Source organism: Moorena sp. SIO1F2 (genome assembly GCF_010672755.1).
GTDB lineage: Bacteria > Cyanobacteriota > Cyanobacteriia > Cyanobacteriales > Coleofasciculaceae > Moorena.
Genome location: NZ_JAAHFV010000146.1, coordinates 1 through 14,953 on the forward strand (window position 1 = coordinate 1; position 14,953 = coordinate 14,953).

The 14,953-nt window shown below is 44.5% G+C and carries 15 protein-coding genes; 10 read left to right on the top strand and 5 right to left on the bottom strand.

All coding sequences use genetic code 11. The features are described from left to right. Positions 1–324 precede the first annotated feature (324 nt). Positions 325–555, bottom strand: coding sequence for a hypothetical protein (locus tag F6J94_RS17855; protein WP_293042919.1), 231 nt, complete (start codon positions 553–555; stop codon positions 325–327). Positions 556–626: 71 nt separating this feature from the next. On the opposite strand from F6J94_RS17855, the gene argB reads away from it, so the two are divergent. The 3 genes from argB to F6J94_RS17870 all read left to right on the top strand — a co-directional run bounded on the left by argB (position 627) and on the right by F6J94_RS17870 (position 2,277). Continuing rightward, positions 627–1,520 carry an acetylglutamate kinase gene (gene argB / locus F6J94_RS17860; protein ID WP_293042922.1) on the top strand — a complete coding sequence of 298 codons (894 nt, stop codon included), beginning with the start codon at positions 627–629 and terminating at the stop codon, positions 1,518–1,520. Between the two features lie 83 nt (positions 1,521–1,603). Continuing rightward, a complete protein-coding gene (locus F6J94_RS17865) occupies positions 1,604–2,119 on the top strand; it encodes a hypothetical protein (protein ID WP_293019833.1) in 516 nt (171 codons plus the stop codon). 29 nt (positions 2,120–2,148) lie between these two features. After that, a complete protein-coding gene (locus F6J94_RS17870; protein ID WP_293042925.1) occupies positions 2,149–2,277 on the top strand; it encodes a hypothetical protein in 129 nt (42 codons plus the stop codon). Here the strand turns inward: F6J94_RS17870 and F6J94_RS17875 are convergent, their stop codons facing one another. Beyond that, positions 2,278–2,601, bottom strand: coding sequence for a PepSY-associated TM helix domain-containing protein (locus F6J94_RS17875; RefSeq protein WP_293019827.1), 324 nt, complete (start codon positions 2,599–2,601; stop codon positions 2,278–2,280). It lies immediately after the preceding gene. Positions 2,602–2,738: 137 nt separating this feature from the next. Between F6J94_RS17875 and F6J94_RS17880 the strand changes: the two genes are divergently transcribed. Both F6J94_RS17880 and F6J94_RS17885 read left to right on the top strand, forming a co-directional pair. Then, a complete protein-coding gene (locus F6J94_RS17880) occupies positions 2,739–3,572 on the top strand; it encodes a DUF3153 domain-containing protein (protein WP_293042928.1) in 834 nt (277 codons plus the stop codon). 373 nt (positions 3,573–3,945) lie between these two features. Then, positions 3,946–4,146 (top strand): hypothetical protein, encoded by a 201-nt coding sequence (locus F6J94_RS17885; RefSeq protein ID WP_293042931.1) that lies wholly within the window; start codon positions 3,946–3,948, stop codon positions 4,144–4,146. A 151-nt stretch (positions 4,147–4,297) separates the two neighbouring features. Here F6J94_RS17885 and secA read toward each other — a convergent pair whose 3' ends face one another. Both secA and F6J94_RS17895 read right to left on the bottom strand, forming a co-directional pair. Further along, positions 4,298–7,114, bottom strand: a complete 2,817-nt coding sequence (secA, locus tag F6J94_RS17890) for a preprotein translocase subunit SecA (RefSeq protein WP_293042934.1) — start codon at positions 7,112–7,114, stop codon at positions 4,298–4,300. A gap of 347 nt (positions 7,115–7,461) precedes the next feature. Then, complete coding sequence (locus F6J94_RS17895; RefSeq protein WP_293042937.1) at positions 7,462–8,538, bottom strand: hypothetical protein; 1,077 nt, start codon at positions 8,536–8,538, stop codon at positions 7,462–7,464. A gap of 721 nt (positions 8,539–9,259) precedes the next feature. Between F6J94_RS17895 and F6J94_RS17900 the strand changes: the two genes are divergently transcribed. Together F6J94_RS17900 and F6J94_RS17905 are read left to right on the top strand one after the other, a co-directional pair. Next, positions 9,260–9,637, top strand: coding sequence for a hypothetical protein (locus F6J94_RS17900; protein WP_293042940.1), 378 nt, complete (start codon positions 9,260–9,262; stop codon positions 9,635–9,637). A 205-nt stretch (positions 9,638–9,842) separates the two neighbouring features. Further along, the gene (locus F6J94_RS17905; RefSeq protein ID WP_293042943.1) at positions 9,843–10,259 is read left to right on the top strand and encodes a transposase; all 417 of its coding nucleotides are present in this window, start codon (positions 9,843–9,845) and stop codon (positions 10,257–10,259) included. A gap of 40 nt (positions 10,260–10,299) precedes the next feature. Here the strand turns inward: F6J94_RS17905 and F6J94_RS17910 are convergent, their stop codons facing one another. Next, complete coding sequence (locus F6J94_RS17910; protein WP_293042946.1) at positions 10,300–11,250, bottom strand: Rpn family recombination-promoting nuclease/putative transposase; 951 nt, start codon at positions 11,248–11,250, stop codon at positions 10,300–10,302. A 279-nt stretch (positions 11,251–11,529) separates the two neighbouring features. Here F6J94_RS17910 and F6J94_RS17915 point away from each other — a divergent pair, with 279 nt between their 5' ends. From F6J94_RS17915 to F6J94_RS17925, 3 genes are all read left to right on the top strand, one after another. Next, positions 11,530–12,837 (top strand): P-loop NTPase fold protein, encoded by a 1,308-nt coding sequence (locus F6J94_RS17915; protein ID WP_293042949.1) that lies wholly within the window; start codon positions 11,530–11,532, stop codon positions 12,835–12,837. A gap of 154 nt (positions 12,838–12,991) precedes the next feature. Beyond that, entirely contained in the window at positions 12,992–13,165 is a 174-nt protein-coding gene (locus F6J94_RS17920) for a hypothetical protein (RefSeq protein WP_293042952.1), read from the top strand. After that, on the top strand, positions 13,162–14,953 hold a 1,792-nt coding region (locus F6J94_RS17925), incomplete at its 3' end, for an NACHT domain-containing NTPase (RefSeq protein WP_293042954.1). The genes F6J94_RS17920 and F6J94_RS17925, both read left to right, overlap by 4 nt.

Consider the following 14,953-nt stretch of genomic DNA (forward strand, 5'->3'; position numbering starts at 1 on the left):
AAATTAAAAATAGTATAATAATTAAGCTGTTATACCAAAGAATATAATGATCGTGGCGCAGCTGCTTGAGAAGGATTTTCAGCATCGAGGTGAAACAGGTAAATAAGCAATTGTTTGTTGGGCTATATACTTAAGCTAACACAGGAGCTCATGGTAATCGGTCATTGGTGGGTAGTAGTGAGGTAAAATTACTGATTACTAATTACCCATTAAGGTAAATCTAAGATAAAGCCCTGCTTGAAGCTAGTAGCCTTGTTTGATTCTGTTAAATTAGTCTGGGCTTTTGCTTCTAAATCCGCAATTTTTCCTAAAAACTATCTGATTTCAATATCTGGGTGAGGTACCTGGTCCTAGGTTAATTGGAGTAGGGAGTAGGGAGTAGGGAGTAGGGAGTAGGGAGTCGGGAGTCGGGAGTCGGGAGTCGGGAGTCGGGTCGAAAATTATACCTATATCACCATCTGACCATTTGACCCATCTATTTTTTAGGAGAAGAAAACAGCTATACCTCTGTTCCCCTGAAGCTTTGTCTGTTCCAATTCTTAAGAAACGAGCCATTCTATCTAGCCCTAAGCTATGAAAATGATTTACACTGCTGTGGATGTGATTATAGATTTGAGTGATTGCCTATGCTCTATACTCAAGAGTACATAAGGGAAACTGAAGCAACCCGTGTGCGGGTACTCAGTGAAGCACTACCCTACATCCAAAAGTTTGCTGGTCGCACAGTCGTGGTTAAGTATGGTGGTGCGGCAATGAAAGACAGCAATCTCAAAGAACAGGTGATCCGGGATATTGTATTCTTAGCTTGTGTAGGTGTACGACCAGTCCTTATCCACGGTGGTGGTCCGGAAATCAATAGCTGGCTGGGGAAATTAGGGATTGAGCCACAATTTAAGAATGGTCTGCGGGTTACCGATGCTGCCACGATGGATGTAGTGGAGATGGTGCTGGTGGGTCGGGTGAATAAAGAGTTGGTCTCTGGGATTAACTACGCCGGTTGTAATGCTGTCGGGCTGTGTGGCAAAGATGGTAACTTATTCGTAGCACGCCCAGAAGGTCAAGAGGGTATTGGCTTTGTTGGGGAAGTGAGCACTGTGGATGTGCGGCTAGTAGAGTCTTTGGTCAATAGTGGCTACATTCCAGTAGTGTCTAGTGTGGCGGCTGATGATACTGGCCAAGCTTACAATATCAATGCTGACACGGTGGCCGGTGCGATCGCAGCTGCTTTAGAAGCAGAAAAGCTGATCTTGCTGACTGATACCCCTGGGGTTTTGAAGGATCCTAAAGACCCATCTAGCCTGATTCGTCAGCTAGATATTCAACAATCACGGCAGTTGATTGAGAGTGGGGTAGTCTCTGGTGGGATGATTCCTAAGGTAAACTGCTGCGTGCGATCGCTTGCCCAAGGGGTACGTGCGGCTCATATTATTGATGGTCGCATTCCCCATGCCCTGCTCCTGGAAATCTTCACCGATGAAGGAATCGGTTCGATGATCGTGGCATCAGAATTTACTAACTAAGGACACAGGGAAAATGGCAACTAGGAAATTGTTAATTGAAAATGTCAATTAATAATTAACAATTAATAATTAACGAATGACTAATGGCTAATGAAAAATTTTCCCTTGAGTACCAGTCAGGAAAAGCCGCATTTGAACGAGGAGAATATCGTGCTTCTATAGAGCATTTGACCACAGCCAGAAATCTGGTAAATCTATCCTCTCGGCTCGGGGGAGAGGTGCAAATGTGGTTGGTGATGGCTTATGAGGCAGCTGGGCAAAAAGCGGAAGCGATCGCACTTTGCCAACAGTTGACTAGCCATCCTGACCTAGACACCTCCAAACAAGGTAAAGATTTACTCTATATTCTGCAAGCTCCTCAGCTTACTAGACCAGCAGAATGGATGACCAACATTCCTGACTTAGGTGCGATCGCAGAAAGTGACGACCGGGAGAGTTATGTGTATAGGTCTTTTAGCGATCGCAAGCAGCCTAGCCTAGGCTTGGTACCAGAACCCCTAGATCCTGCTGAGATTAACACTAAGGATAATCAATTCGTCTGGCTAGCTGTTGGTTTGGTGAGTTTAACCCTGGGTGGATTGATTTGGTTTGGGCTTTGATATCACTAGCAGAGACTGTTTCTTGAACTTTGCTTAAATCCAAGGGTTGGGTGGGTCGCACCGCGTCGCAAAAAGCGCGGGGTCGCACCGCTCCCGACTCCCTCAAACCCACTTCTAGTAAGCCCCTCACCGAATTAAAAACTGCTAGAGTCAGTTAATTAACTATCTGGGGCGGTTTTTTTATCTGTCACTTTGCTAGAGAAAATACCTTTCTTGCTAATACTTTTCCAATACATTACTATACCTGTAACTAACATAAAAATTAATCCTAAACCATTTAAAAGTACATAAATCGGCCTCAGTTGATCACCAAGGTATTCTCCTTCGTGAATCGCCATTAAAAAGTGGGTTTGATCTTTGGAAAGCCCAAACCAGGCTCTCCCTAATCTATAGGCTATCCCGGTGATTGCTGTGATCATGAAAGGCAGTACGATGATTGGAGCTAAGGTACTATGCAGTTTACGTAAAGTAGGCTTATTCATAGGATTTGGGCTGGTTTATGAGATTCTATAACATGATTACAACATGCTATTGTATTGGTTTTAGGTTATATATGTAACAAATCGACCTATTGTTTCATAAATCCCTAAGGACACTCAGGAAAAAAGGAGAAGGGTTGGTGAAGTTAAATTTTGTGAGTTTAAGGCAGTTGGTTAGTGGAACTCTGAGGCATTTACGGGTTCTGGGGGTGATTGTGCTGGCATCAGTGCTACTGTCTGGTTGTGTCAACTATGATCTTGGGGTCAGGTTTGACGGTGAACACCATGGCAAGATTGTCCAGCAGATCAAGCTTGGAGAACAGCTGACAAAGTTGAGCGATGCTGAGGCGACCGAATGGCTCAGAAGTCTCGAAAGTCGGGCAAAGCAGCTTCAGGGCAAAACTCAGCGCCTCTCAGACCGAGAAATTGCGATCGCAATTCCCTTTAACAACGGTAAGGAATTAGTATCCAAGTTTGAGCAGTTTTTTAACCCAGTTGGTCACCCAGAAGATTCCCCATTAGCAGCAGAGAGTGATAGTAACCCAAGTTTTAACTCTAATTTACGCCTAGATCAAAACAACTTTTTTGTGGTGCAACGAAATCACTTAAGCTATGACCTGGATTTGCGTAGCCTAGGGGTAATCAACTCTGATAACGGCAAGATTGTGGTTACTGCTGCTTCACTATTCGATTTGCAGTTTAGCCTAGAGACCCCTTGGGGAGCAAACAGTATTGAGAAATCCCCCAATGCCATTCGTCCCACGATTTACGATGATGGACATCAGCTAGTTTGGACACTGCAACCTGGTCAAATCAACCATATCGAAGTGGCATTTTGGCTACCCAGCTCCCTAGGTATTGGTATGATTATTATCATACTGGTGGTATTAGGTGGTTTCTACATAAAATACAAGTCTTTCCCCTGGGAAAGAACTGAAACTAATCAACCAGCAATACCATCAAAGGTGATGTAGTTTAGACCAGTTAAAGTTAGACCAGTTATAGAAACCAGTAATAGCTATTGGTTTCTATAACTACTAAGTTAATCAACATTTAACCTTCCCGTTTAAGTGTTGTTAACTTTCTATAGCAATTCTATAACTGGTGAGGTACAAATATCTAGGTTTTAGGGAGCAGGGACTGAGGCCGTGGGCCACGCGGGGCGCGTTCGGAGCAGGGAGCAGGGATTAGGAACCCACCCCTAACCCCTCCCAGGAGGGCAAGGCAAGAGTCAAGAGTGAAACAATCTTGTGTACCTCATGAGTCCTAGAAACGCTATATCAGCTTAGTATTATTACCTGGGTAACGGCTTTGACTGGATTGGTAGCAACAGGAGAAACGACAACAGTGGTTGGGGCCGTCGCTGGACTAGTGGGTGGATTGATGAGTGGAGTAGCAATCGGTATTGTGGTAGAAAAGTTTATGGATAGGGGATTGACCATAGAGTTAAGTCGGGAATCGGGAATCGGGAATCGGGAATCGGGAGTCGGGAATCGGGAATTGGGAATCGGGAATCGGGAATCGGGAATCGGTAACTTAAAACCTTAAACCTTAAACCTTAAACTATACTCAACCAAGGCAAAAGGCAAAAGGCAAAAGGCAAAAGGCAAAAGGCAACAGGAAGCAGCCAACCTTAAACCTTCAACCTTAAACCTTCAACCTTCAACCTTCAACCTTGAACCTTAAACTTAAAAATACATCAAACTGCTTGTGGTTGCATTTGTGGCTGGAACTGGAACAGGGAGTATACCACATTGCGGCGGATATCGATCATCATTTCCAAGAACATCTCATAGCCTTCCTGCTTATACTCAATCAGGGGGTCTTTTTGGCCATAACCTCGTAATCCCACTGACTCCCTTAGGGCATCCATGGATTGTAAATGCTCTCGCCAGAGGTTATCGATTTGATTCAAGATAAAGAATCGCTCAGCTTGCCGCATTAGTCCTGGCTGGATTTGATCGACTTGAGCTTCCTTGATATCATAGGCTTTGCGGACTTCTTCATGGAGGAAGGTTTTGATTTCCCCGACCGTCATATCTTCTAGATGCTGTGGTTCTAGATCTTGCAGTAAGTAGACAAATTCTTTGACCTTTCCTACCAAGCTCTGTAAATCCCACTCTTCTGGTGGTAACTCTGGGTTAACGTAGGCATCTACAATATCACTCATGGTCTTTTCGGCATACTGGATGACTTGTTCTTTGAGGTCTAGTCCTTCCAGCACTCGCCGTCTTTCCGCGTAAATTGCCCGCCGTTGGTTGTTCATTACCTCGTCATACTCAAATACCTGCTTCCGGGTATCGTAGTAGAAGGTTTCCACTTTTTTCTGGGCATTTTCTAAGGAGCTGGTGAGCATCCCGGATTCGATGGGCATATCTTCCTCAACCCGGAACATATCCATCATCCTTGCTACGCGATCGCCTCCGAAGATTCGCAGAAGATTGTCTTCCAAACTGAGGAAAAATCGGGTAGAACCGGGGTCCCCTTGCCGTCCCGCTCGTCCTCTGAGCTGGTTATCAATACGGCGGGATTCATGACGTTCAGTACCAACAACGTGCAGGCCACCTTTTTCTACCACTTCATCATGTTCTTGGGTGGTGAATGCGTCATATTCCCCTTGAATTGCTTTATAGACTTCCCGCAGCTTTTGAATCACTGGGTCATTGGTGGGAGCATTTTCTGAAGCGATCGCTAATTTCTCTTCTGCTTCTAATTCCGGTAAACTCTGCTGTCCATACTGTTCAACTGCAAAAGTTACTGCCTCTTTTAGGATTTGTTCCGTTTCCCGGGACAATTTGGTAGGGAAAATCTGAGGGCTAACCTTCCAGCTTTTCGGTTTCTTTCCTGGAGCAAACCCAACAGCGTCCGATTTAGGCTTGGCAGTAGTTACCGCTATGGGGGAAAAGGCTTCGTCTTCCTCGGGCTGCACTATTTTGGGCATAAAATATTCCCGTAGCTTCAGCCGTGCCATGAAGTCAGCATTACCTCCCAAAATAATATCTGTTCCTCGCCCGGCCATGTTGGTGGAAATAGTCAAGGCTCCTTTCCGTCCTGCCTGAGCCACAATTTCTGATTCCCGCTCCACATTTTCGGGTTTAGCATTGAGCAGGTTATGGGGTACTCCCTTTTCGGCTAACAGACCGGACAACAACTCGGATTTTTCTACACTCGTGGTTCCCACTAGCACCGGACGTCCTTGTTCATGGAGTTCAGCACATTCTTCTGCTACTGCCCTCCACTTAGCTGGCTCGGTCTTGTAAACCACATCAGAGACGTCTCGACGTTTAGAGGGTTTGTTAGTGGGAATAATGGTAACTTGCAAGTTGTAGATTTTTTCAAATTCCGCTTCTTCTGTTTTCGCGGTACCTGTCATACCGGCGAGTTTGGGATAGAGCAAGAAGAAATTCTGATAGGTAATGGTTGCCAGGGTTTGGGTTTCATTTTGAATGTCTACCCGTTCCTTGGCTTCTATGGCTTGGTGTAGACCATCACTCCACCGGCGTCCTGCCAAAACTCGGCCAGTGAACTCGTCTACAATCACTACTTCCCCATTCCGCACGATATAGTTGACATCTTTCTGAAACAGTTCCTTAGCCTTGAGGGCATTGGAAATATAATGAGCCCAAGGGTCTTTGGGGTCGTACAAATCTTTAACCCCTAGAAGTTGCTCCGCTCGGATAAAGCCTTCATCGGTCATCAAGATGTTACGGGCTTTTTCATCAACTTCGTAGTGTCCTAGTTGTTCACCATTGTCTGGATCTTCTGGATAGAGCATGCGGGCAATGTCTGCTGCCTTAATGTACTTCTCAGTCGGTCGCTCCACTTGCCCAGAAATAATCAGTGGGGTTCGGGCCTCATCAATCAGTACTGAGTCTACTTCGTCAATGATGCAATAGTTAAATGGACGTTGCACCACATCTGACATTGCTGTGGCCATGTTGTCCCGGAGATAGTCAAAGCCTAATTCACTGTTGGTGCTATAGGTAATATCACAGGCATAGTTCTTTTGCCGCTCGACCGGGGACATTCCCGATTGAATCAGCCCGACACTCAGACCTAGGAAGCGATGAACTTGTCCCATCCATTCCGCGTCCCGACGGGCTAAGTAGTCGTTAACGGTTACAATGTGAACCCCTTTACTATCGATGGCATTGAGGTAAGCTGGTAGAGTAGCCACCAGGGTTTTTCCTTCACCAGTTTTCATCTCTGCGATTTGCCCTTTGTGCAGGACAATGCCACCCATGACTTGGACATCATAGTGACGCATTCCCAGAACTCGCTTTCCTGCTTCCCGCACTACAGCAAAGGCTTCTGGCAGAATTTGATCAAGAATTTCATCACGCTCTTGACTAGTGTTGGCTTTCTCCAGCTGCTGTTTGAACTCTGCGGTTTTGCCTCTGAGTTGTTCATCCGATAGGTGCTGGATGTCTTCTTCGAGGAGGTTAACTTCTACAACATCAGGTTGGTACCGTTTGAGTTTACGTGCGTTGGGATCACCAATTAGTCTCTTAAGCATAGCAGGAGAGGGAGATGTATAGTTGTGGGATGTATAGTTGTGCGTTTAGGGACACTTTTATAGATATCCTACCAAACTCCTGTGTCAAAAGATGGGGGAAGATCGGGTAATGGGCAAGGGTGAAGATATTTGTCAATAAAAATGAAAGTGTGGGAAGGGTGGGGAGGGTGGGAGGTGTGGGGAGATGGGGAGATGGGGAGATGGGGAGATTTTTATTAAGGTTAATTAGTCTGACTCTAATAGATAATTGAATACTGATCCAACTATACCTTATTCTCTGGCTTGATTGTCTGACTTGGGATACCGATTCTCTCATCATTCCATCATCTCATTATCCCATCATCTCATCATCGCTTTTCCCTTCCTCCGATCGAGCCACTCTTCCAAGGAGAAATTAAAACAATTAATCGCCGGAATAGGTAAGTAATCATTCTTTTTGAAAGGTATGGTGTCAGGGATTTTAATCCTTCTCGCTGGACTTTTCTGAGGTAAAAGACAATTCCTCTTAAAAAATCCTGCCAGCGTCTGCCCCAGTATTCTTTCTGAATTCCCCCTGGATCAAGACGTATATTGTATGGATTGTAATTATATATATTTAATGAATTGAGTTGAGTTAGACCTTCTTGCTCTGCAAACTGTTCATAAGTGATGCCATTGTGCCGAAACTCGGGATTAGTATCGGGATAAATCCATTCCCATACCATCCAATCTTGACTAGCAAACAAGAATTCTGCACAGTTTTTCGTTACCTGAGCATATTTCAGTCTAATCCCAATGGGAATTTCAGCCCAAGGACCATGTTGCCATACGAAATCTGGGTCAAAAAATGCTTTAAATGCCAGGTCTTTGCCATTAATTCTCAGGCGAGCTACCCGACCAACCATGCCAGCTCCAGCTATTTCTACCTCAACCTTCATTCCCCCTGTAGATAGCATTTCAGGATGAATTGGAGCTGGTTGTGTAGGCAAATCCTGGGAGGGCAAATCCTGGGAAAGCATGGCCTTGGCATACAACCCTTTGGAGTTGACCTCTAATTTTTTCCTAGAAGGCTTCGCCTCTACAACAGATTTTGGAGTGTGCTGACATACTCTGGTTTTTTTTACTAAAACAACTGTCTTGTTTACCCTACCTAATCTAAGCCGCACTCTTTTTAGGTAGAGTGTGACGCGGTGTCCTTCTGAGGAGGTACTACTGACATACTTGGCTAATTTATCTAAAAATTGTCTTAACTCTTTGATGGTAATCCCGTTAGTTACATCCAGTAGCTCGGAAGGTGGTGGATAAAAGTATAGCTTTTTTTGACCAGTTGATTTGATCACCTGTTGGCAGAGAGCATGAAATTTCCTGGGAGACATCAGTTTTTGCTGAGCCTGACGTATAATTGGTGCGACGAGTGATTCCTCCCAGTGCTGGTAATCTGCCATAGTTTTATCCTTTTTCTGCCAAATTTATTATTATCTACTGTTTTAACCATCTTTGAGCTCTAAACTTCACACTTCTTAACTGTTTGAGTGAGGGGTGAGGGTTAGGGCGTGTTTTCTTGCCTCGGAGATCCCCCATTATCCCCCTTAAAAAAGGGGGACTTTGAGTATGGCTCCCCCCTTTTTTAAGGGGGGCTGGGGGGGATCATAATCTTGCGGAAAACTTTGAAAACACGCCCTAGTGGTCAGTAATCGTAAGCATTCAGCAATCAGCTGTCAGCCGTCAGCTAATCAACGGGAGGTAAGAAAACAGTTTACGGTGCTGGTGCGACTGGTTGAAAATCTGTGCTCGTTTTACTCATCCGACCCCGTTCAGTTAAAGCGCCTGCTAGCTGATAGCTGATAACTGATAGCTGAATGCTTATGTTCCTTTGGAACCGCTTCGCGATGAAGCGAAGCTTCCGCTAAGAGCGATCGCATAAAAATACCACCAGAGAGGGGGGTATGGGAACATTCATTAAGGTAAGCTACGTTTATCTCGTCTATCTGTGTAAGTATTTAGCGATCAGTTATCAGCTATCAAGCATGGATCTTTAGTTCGACAAAAACACCCGACTAAAAAGGTGTCACAAACCTGACTAAACCCCTTTAGCTGATAGCTGACGCTTTTACCTAATCTATCGCTAGCTTAAATAGCATTGCTCTTCCACAAGACGTTAGCAAGATGAAATTCTCAATTGTGCTTCTCACAGGACTGATGGCTCTAGTGCCTGTAGCTCCAGTTAACGCTGAAAGTCGCATCGTTGTTGGAGATAGTAACCTAGACGTTGTCATCTCTTCATTCGGGCGTAAACACAGGCATCGTTCACACCGCAGGCATCGGCGCATCTATTATCCCAGGCGTGGGCGTGGGCGTGGGCGGGTGCGAATCTATTCTCCTAGGCGTGGGCGGGTGCGAGTCTATTCTCCTAGGCGTGGGCGCGGGCGAGTCTATTCTCCCAAGCGCAGGGACGATGAAATCTACTATCGTAACCGTAGGGGAGTCAGAATTTATTCTCCCAGGGGCAGGCATGATGGGATTTTTTATCCTTACTATCGGTAGTTAACTGCAACTTTTTAGGATTCAAATTAACCATCTTTCAACTCCAAGGGGACTCCCGTTATACCCGCGCATGAAGCGCGGGAGACGGGGCGTATAAAGTGCGGACGCAGGTTCCGCACACAGCCCCTTGGGAATTGGAGATTGGATCTGTTGCGTGTCTTAGACATTTCCGCTAAAATACTAGTTTCAGTAGCGGGAATACTGGATGCTAACTCAAGTTAATAATCTTCGTTTAGACAAGCAGCAGATCAAAGCTCTCAGGCAGATGTGTCACTTGAGCAAAAATATGTTCAATGTGGGACTCTATAATGTCCGTCAGTACTTTTTTCAGGAACGAAAGCATCTACGATACGAGAGCAACTATTATCACTCGAAAGAGAATGATAATTACAAGTTATTACCGACGGATATTGCTCAACAAACCCTAAAGATTGTCGATAGATCCTTTAAATCTTTCTTTGGTTTGATCAAGCTTAAATCTAGTGGAGGCTACCAGGAAAAAGTTAGGATTCCTAATTACCTTCCCAAGGATGGGCATTTTATTCTTGGCTTACTTCTGGTAGCTAATCTCCCTTTTCATCCCCTATTCCCTGCTCCGAAGTCCCTGCTCCCTAAAACCTAGAAATTTGTACCTGACCGAATTAAAAACCGCTGTATTACTCTTAAGTTTCATTCAACCAAACCCTTAAATCATCAAGATTCGAGAAATCTAAGCAGGCTTCACTCAACCCTTCCAACTGGTCCAGTGATAGTTGAAGAATTTGCTGTTGCAGTTCACTCGGTATTTCTCCTAAGCTACGGGATAGCAGACGGAGAATCAGTGCTCGTTCTCGTTGTGCTCCTTCTTCTCGACCTTGTTTTAGCCCTTCTTCTCTACCTTCTTGTAAACCTTCTTCTCGACCTTGTAGCAACCCTTCTTGTCTAGAAGTCTCGACAATATTATTCATGTCGCGGTAATATTTGAGACTGTTTTGGTAGTTATCCTGTTCAGTGCGAGAAAAATTCGCAATTTCTGCCACGTCAAACAGTTGATTGAAGACCGACTCTTGGAAAGGTTGAGGGCGATTCTGTAATTCTGATAGATTTTTAAGGACAAACAGCCATTTATCAAAATGTGTTTCTAACTGGTCTAGGGTTTTGGTAAATTTGGGCAACTCGATATACAGGAATTTAAGTTTGTCATAAAACACCTGACAATCCTGATTTTTTAGCTCCACGGTATGTAGGATTGTTTCATCATTCTTATGGTCGTCAAAAACAAAATCTAAGACACCGACAGTATAAACCGCCTTTAATTGATAATCCCAATCACCTTTTTGCGCTTGTTCTTGGATTGGAAATGTGGAATAGTAAACACTTCTATCTTTAAAGAAGTTTTGTTTTGCTTTTTGAAGTAGAACAATAAAGCCTTCCCCAGTTTTGGCTTGACAGTAGATTTCAAAAATTACCTTGTCTGTATTCTTGAAGGTAACATCTTCAATTTCATGATGAGGTGGTAAAAGGGTATTTAAAAAATCAATAAGTAGTGCTTTATTTTCTTCCGTACCAAAAACACGCTTAAAGCCAAAAGCCGTAAGTAAAATAATATACTTATCTTTGAGATAATAGACCATGATAGTGCTAGGGGAATCGTAAGCTATCAGCGGTCAGTCGTAAGCTATCAGCTATCAGCTAATGCGCACAATTTTTATTGTAAGCATTAGGCTGACAACTGACAACTGACAACTGACGACTAACCGCTGACCGCTGACCGCTGACCGCTGACCGCTGACTGCTTAATATTATAGTTATGATCTAAATCTAAATTTTATTCCCTGTTCCCTGTTCCCTGTTCCCTATTCCCTACTCCCTACTCCCTACTCCCTACTCCCTACTCCCTATTCCCCTTAACCATGAGCAATCCCAACTATTGGAAACCAGCTTACCAACTCTTTAACCCAGAGCAACCCCTGACCACACCAGAGGAAATGAAAGATTTTTATATCCAGCGAGAGGATAGTCCAGTAGAAAATTTAATCGCTACTCTGGTAATGGAAGACCAGCCAGCTAAGTTTTTATTAGCTGGTCATCGGGGCAGTGGAAAAACAACGGAATTGCGACGAATTGAACAGGAGCTAGCAGAAAACTATGCCGTAATCTGGGTTGATACGGCAACAGCTCTCGACCGCTATAACATTGGTTATGCTGAGGTAGTGGTGTTGATTGGAATGGAGGTTTGTCGCCAAGCCATTAAACCAGGCTGGTGGTCAAATCGGGATCAGCGCTTACTGGATGCTTTGGAAAATAGCCTGACAACAGTAATTTATCAGGATAAAGAAACGGATACTGAACAGTTAGAATTACCAGAGGTTTTGAAAAAATTGGGGTTAATTCTGAAACGGGGATTAACTCGGGATATGACTAAAACCCTTAACATTCGTCCTGCTGTTAGTGACATCATTGATCGGGTCAACGATATTATCAAAGCTGCTGAAAAAGACCGCAAGCAAAAATTATTGGTAATTGTAGATGGTCTCGATCGCCATGATTTGAGAACCGCTCTGGAAATGTTTGCTAGCCCGCTCCTGACAGAATTAGAGTGTCATATCATCTACACTATTCCAATTTCCCTACGATATTCCCCTAGCTTTCGGCAACCCATGGAAAGCTTCCAACCTTTGGATTTGTATAATTTGCCTGTATTTGAATGCGATTGGCCTACGGCCACGCTACGCGATCGCAATTCTGGTCCGACCTCAACCCCTAACAAAGTTGGTCGAGATATCTTGAAGTCTGTGATTACCAAACGATTAGCTAAAATTAACGAAACAGATCTATTCACTCCCGATGCCCTAGAGCTAATATCTGAAAAGAGTGGTGGTGTGATCCGGGATTTAATCCGACTAGCGCGGGGGGCTTGTCAGGTCGCCCTGAAGAAAAAAAAGGAATATGTAGACACAACCATTGCTAAGGAGGCGATTCAAGAAGAACGCAAAGCATATACTATCAACGACTATCATTTTAAAGAATTGGCTACTGTTCACCAAACTGGTCGCTTAACTACCAATACCCATCATTTGCCCAAGCAAGGTGAATTTGTCATTTGTGATGAACTTTTACAAAATAAGTATGTCTTAGGGTATTACGGTGACCATACCTGGTTTGATGTGCATCCGATTATTATCGAAGACTTGGAACAGTGGCAAGGGAGTCAGAATTAAGGAACAGGAAATCGGGAATCGGGAATCGGGAATCGGGAATCGGGAATCGGGAATCGGAACCCACCCCTATTCCCCTCCCAGGAGGGGAATAGGGAATAGGGCAAAAAACCTGTGTAACTGATAGTTATGAAAAACGCTGTATTTATTTGTTTTTATGGTGAACTATAACGTTTCTGGCAGTTGTGACTTACAGTCTTCTTTGATATTGATTCCCTGTCTTGATGCAATGCATCCCTATTCCCTATTTCCTCTTCTGTCTTCCCGATTCCCGATTCCCGATTCCCGATTCCCTCTCCCCAGCACTATCTCACTCACTACTCACCCATGAAAACAGCCCCTGATCCATTGACTCCCGCTGACCATAATGAGCTGGATAGCTTAGTCAGCACTCTCGCACTATCTAGTGGCACTACCATTATTTTTGCCATTGCTCCCGAAAGTGGTCCCAACCATCCGGTGGTGGAGCAGTTTAAATCTGTTGTTAATCAAGAAGCCTTGAGTGAGGAAGGGTTTCAGGTTAGCAACTTTTTCTACAGTCAGGATTCTTTAATTAATTTTCTCTACGGTCTCAATCCCCTCGATCAAGGTACCTCTGTCAACACTCCTGCTGACAGTCGTCCTCTAATCATGGCCTTCGGGATTGAGCAGTTGGACACACCTCGTCGCATCAATGAGCTAAAACGACTGAATGTCGGTAGAGAATCCCTGTTTGAGCGAGACATGGTATTGATGTTTTGGCTCAATAAACCCCAATTTTTGGATGAGTTTCGCCTCCGGGCTCCGGATTTCTGGGATTGGCGGGAGCAGATTGTGGAATTTCAAACCCATCCCCCCCTGGCACGGTTATTTTATCCCTATCTGGAGTGGTTAATTGCCCATAATTCTTATCTCAAGTTTAGTGGCGTGATGCAGGTGCAGCGCCAAGTGGATATTTTTTTGGATCAGGTCTATATTTCCCTCAAGGCTGAACGTCAGAAGCTGGTGGTTGATACCTCCGATGCTAGGCATTTATCTAAAGCTAATTTATCTAGGACGTGTTTTCAAAGTTTTCCGCAAGATTATGATCCCCCCCAGCCCCCCTTATTAAGGGGGGAGCCATACTCAAAGTCCCCCTTTTTTAAGGGGGATTTAGGGGGATCTCCGAGTTTGAAGACACGCCCTAGCCCTTCGATGCGGGTAGATCAGTTTGAAAGGATAACTCAGGATATCGATATCTCTAGCAGTACTAAAACTATTCCGGAAAAGGTTGATTTAGCGAAAGCCATACGGGATAGTCAGTATAGCGTGATTTTGGGAGACCCTGGTGCTGGGAAAACCACCCTGCTGAAATATTTAGCGCTTCATTTTGCTACCGCTCAACGGGATGACCAGGAAACGGTATTGGCAGGGGAGGCCAAAGAGAATTTGGGGCAAACTCGCTTACCGGTGTTCTTTCGGATTGCTGATTATGCGGAACGGCTGGCAACCCAATCCGACTTGAGCTTGCAACAGTTTCTTAGGGAATTCTCTCAGCAGTGGCAAAGTGAAGTAACAAATAAGCTTGAGCAAGACACTGATACAACCATTTTTGAGCATTTGCATCACAAACTCGAGAATGGTAAATGTCTGGTGCTGTTGGATGGCTTGGATGAAGTATTTAATCAGGAAATACGCCAACAGATAGTTAACCAAATTGAAGAGTTTGTTAATCAATTCCCCAATAACAAGTTTGTGATTACTAGCCGGATTGCTGGCTATCGGGAGGTTAAATTAAGCCAACGGTTTTCCCATTTCACCATTACTGAGATGGAACCGGAACAGGTGGAGCGGTTTCTAGACCGATGGTGTCTAGCGGTAGAGAAAGCTCAAAGACCAGATGCTAGTCAGCACTATTGGCAGCAGGAAGCCGATCACCAAAGTCGGGAACTTAAGGAAGCGATCGCAGCCAGTGAGGGAGTCAAGCGTATGACTGGCAATCCCTTATTGTTAACGATTTTGGCATTAATTCACCGCAATGGTTCTCGCTTGCCCAATCAACGGGTAAAACTCTATGAATTAGCGGTCCAGACCTTGACCGAAGATTGGCAATTGAGCAAAAAATTGCCTGGTGTTGAGACCTTAGTGCTCAAAGAAAGTC

Excerpts from the sequence above, each read along its gene's own strand:
- F6J94_RS17855 (WP_293042919.1), bottom strand. The coding sequence starts at position 555 with ATGGCTCGTTTCTTAAGAATTGGAACAGACAAAGCTTCAGGGGAACAG.
- argB (WP_293042922.1), top strand. The coding sequence starts at position 627 with ATGCTCTATACTCAAGAGTACATAAGGGAAACTGAAGCAACCCGTGTG.
- F6J94_RS17865 (WP_293019833.1), top strand. The coding sequence starts at position 1,604 with ATGGCTAATGAAAAATTTTCCCTTGAGTACCAGTCAGGAAAAGCCGCA.
- F6J94_RS17875 (WP_293019827.1), bottom strand. The coding sequence starts at position 2,601 with ATGAATAAGCCTACTTTACGTAAACTGCATAGTACCTTAGCTCCAATC.
- secA (WP_293042934.1), bottom strand. The coding sequence starts at position 7,114 with ATGCTTAAGAGACTAATTGGTGATCCCAACGCACGTAAACTCAAACGG.
- F6J94_RS17895 (WP_293042937.1), bottom strand. The coding sequence starts at position 8,538 with ATGGCAGATTACCAGCACTGGGAGGAATCACTCGTCGCACCAATTATA.
- F6J94_RS17900 (WP_293042940.1), top strand. The coding sequence starts at position 9,260 with ATGAAATTCTCAATTGTGCTTCTCACAGGACTGATGGCTCTAGTGCCT.
- F6J94_RS17905 (WP_293042943.1), top strand. The coding sequence starts at position 9,843 with ATGCTAACTCAAGTTAATAATCTTCGTTTAGACAAGCAGCAGATCAAA.
- F6J94_RS17910 (WP_293042946.1), bottom strand. The coding sequence starts at position 11,250 with ATGGTCTATTATCTCAAAGATAAGTATATTATTTTACTTACGGCTTTT.
- F6J94_RS17915 (WP_293042949.1), top strand. The coding sequence starts at position 11,530 with ATGAGCAATCCCAACTATTGGAAACCAGCTTACCAACTCTTTAACCCA.
- F6J94_RS17920 (WP_293042952.1), top strand. The coding sequence starts at position 12,992 with ATGGTGAACTATAACGTTTCTGGCAGTTGTGACTTACAGTCTTCTTTG.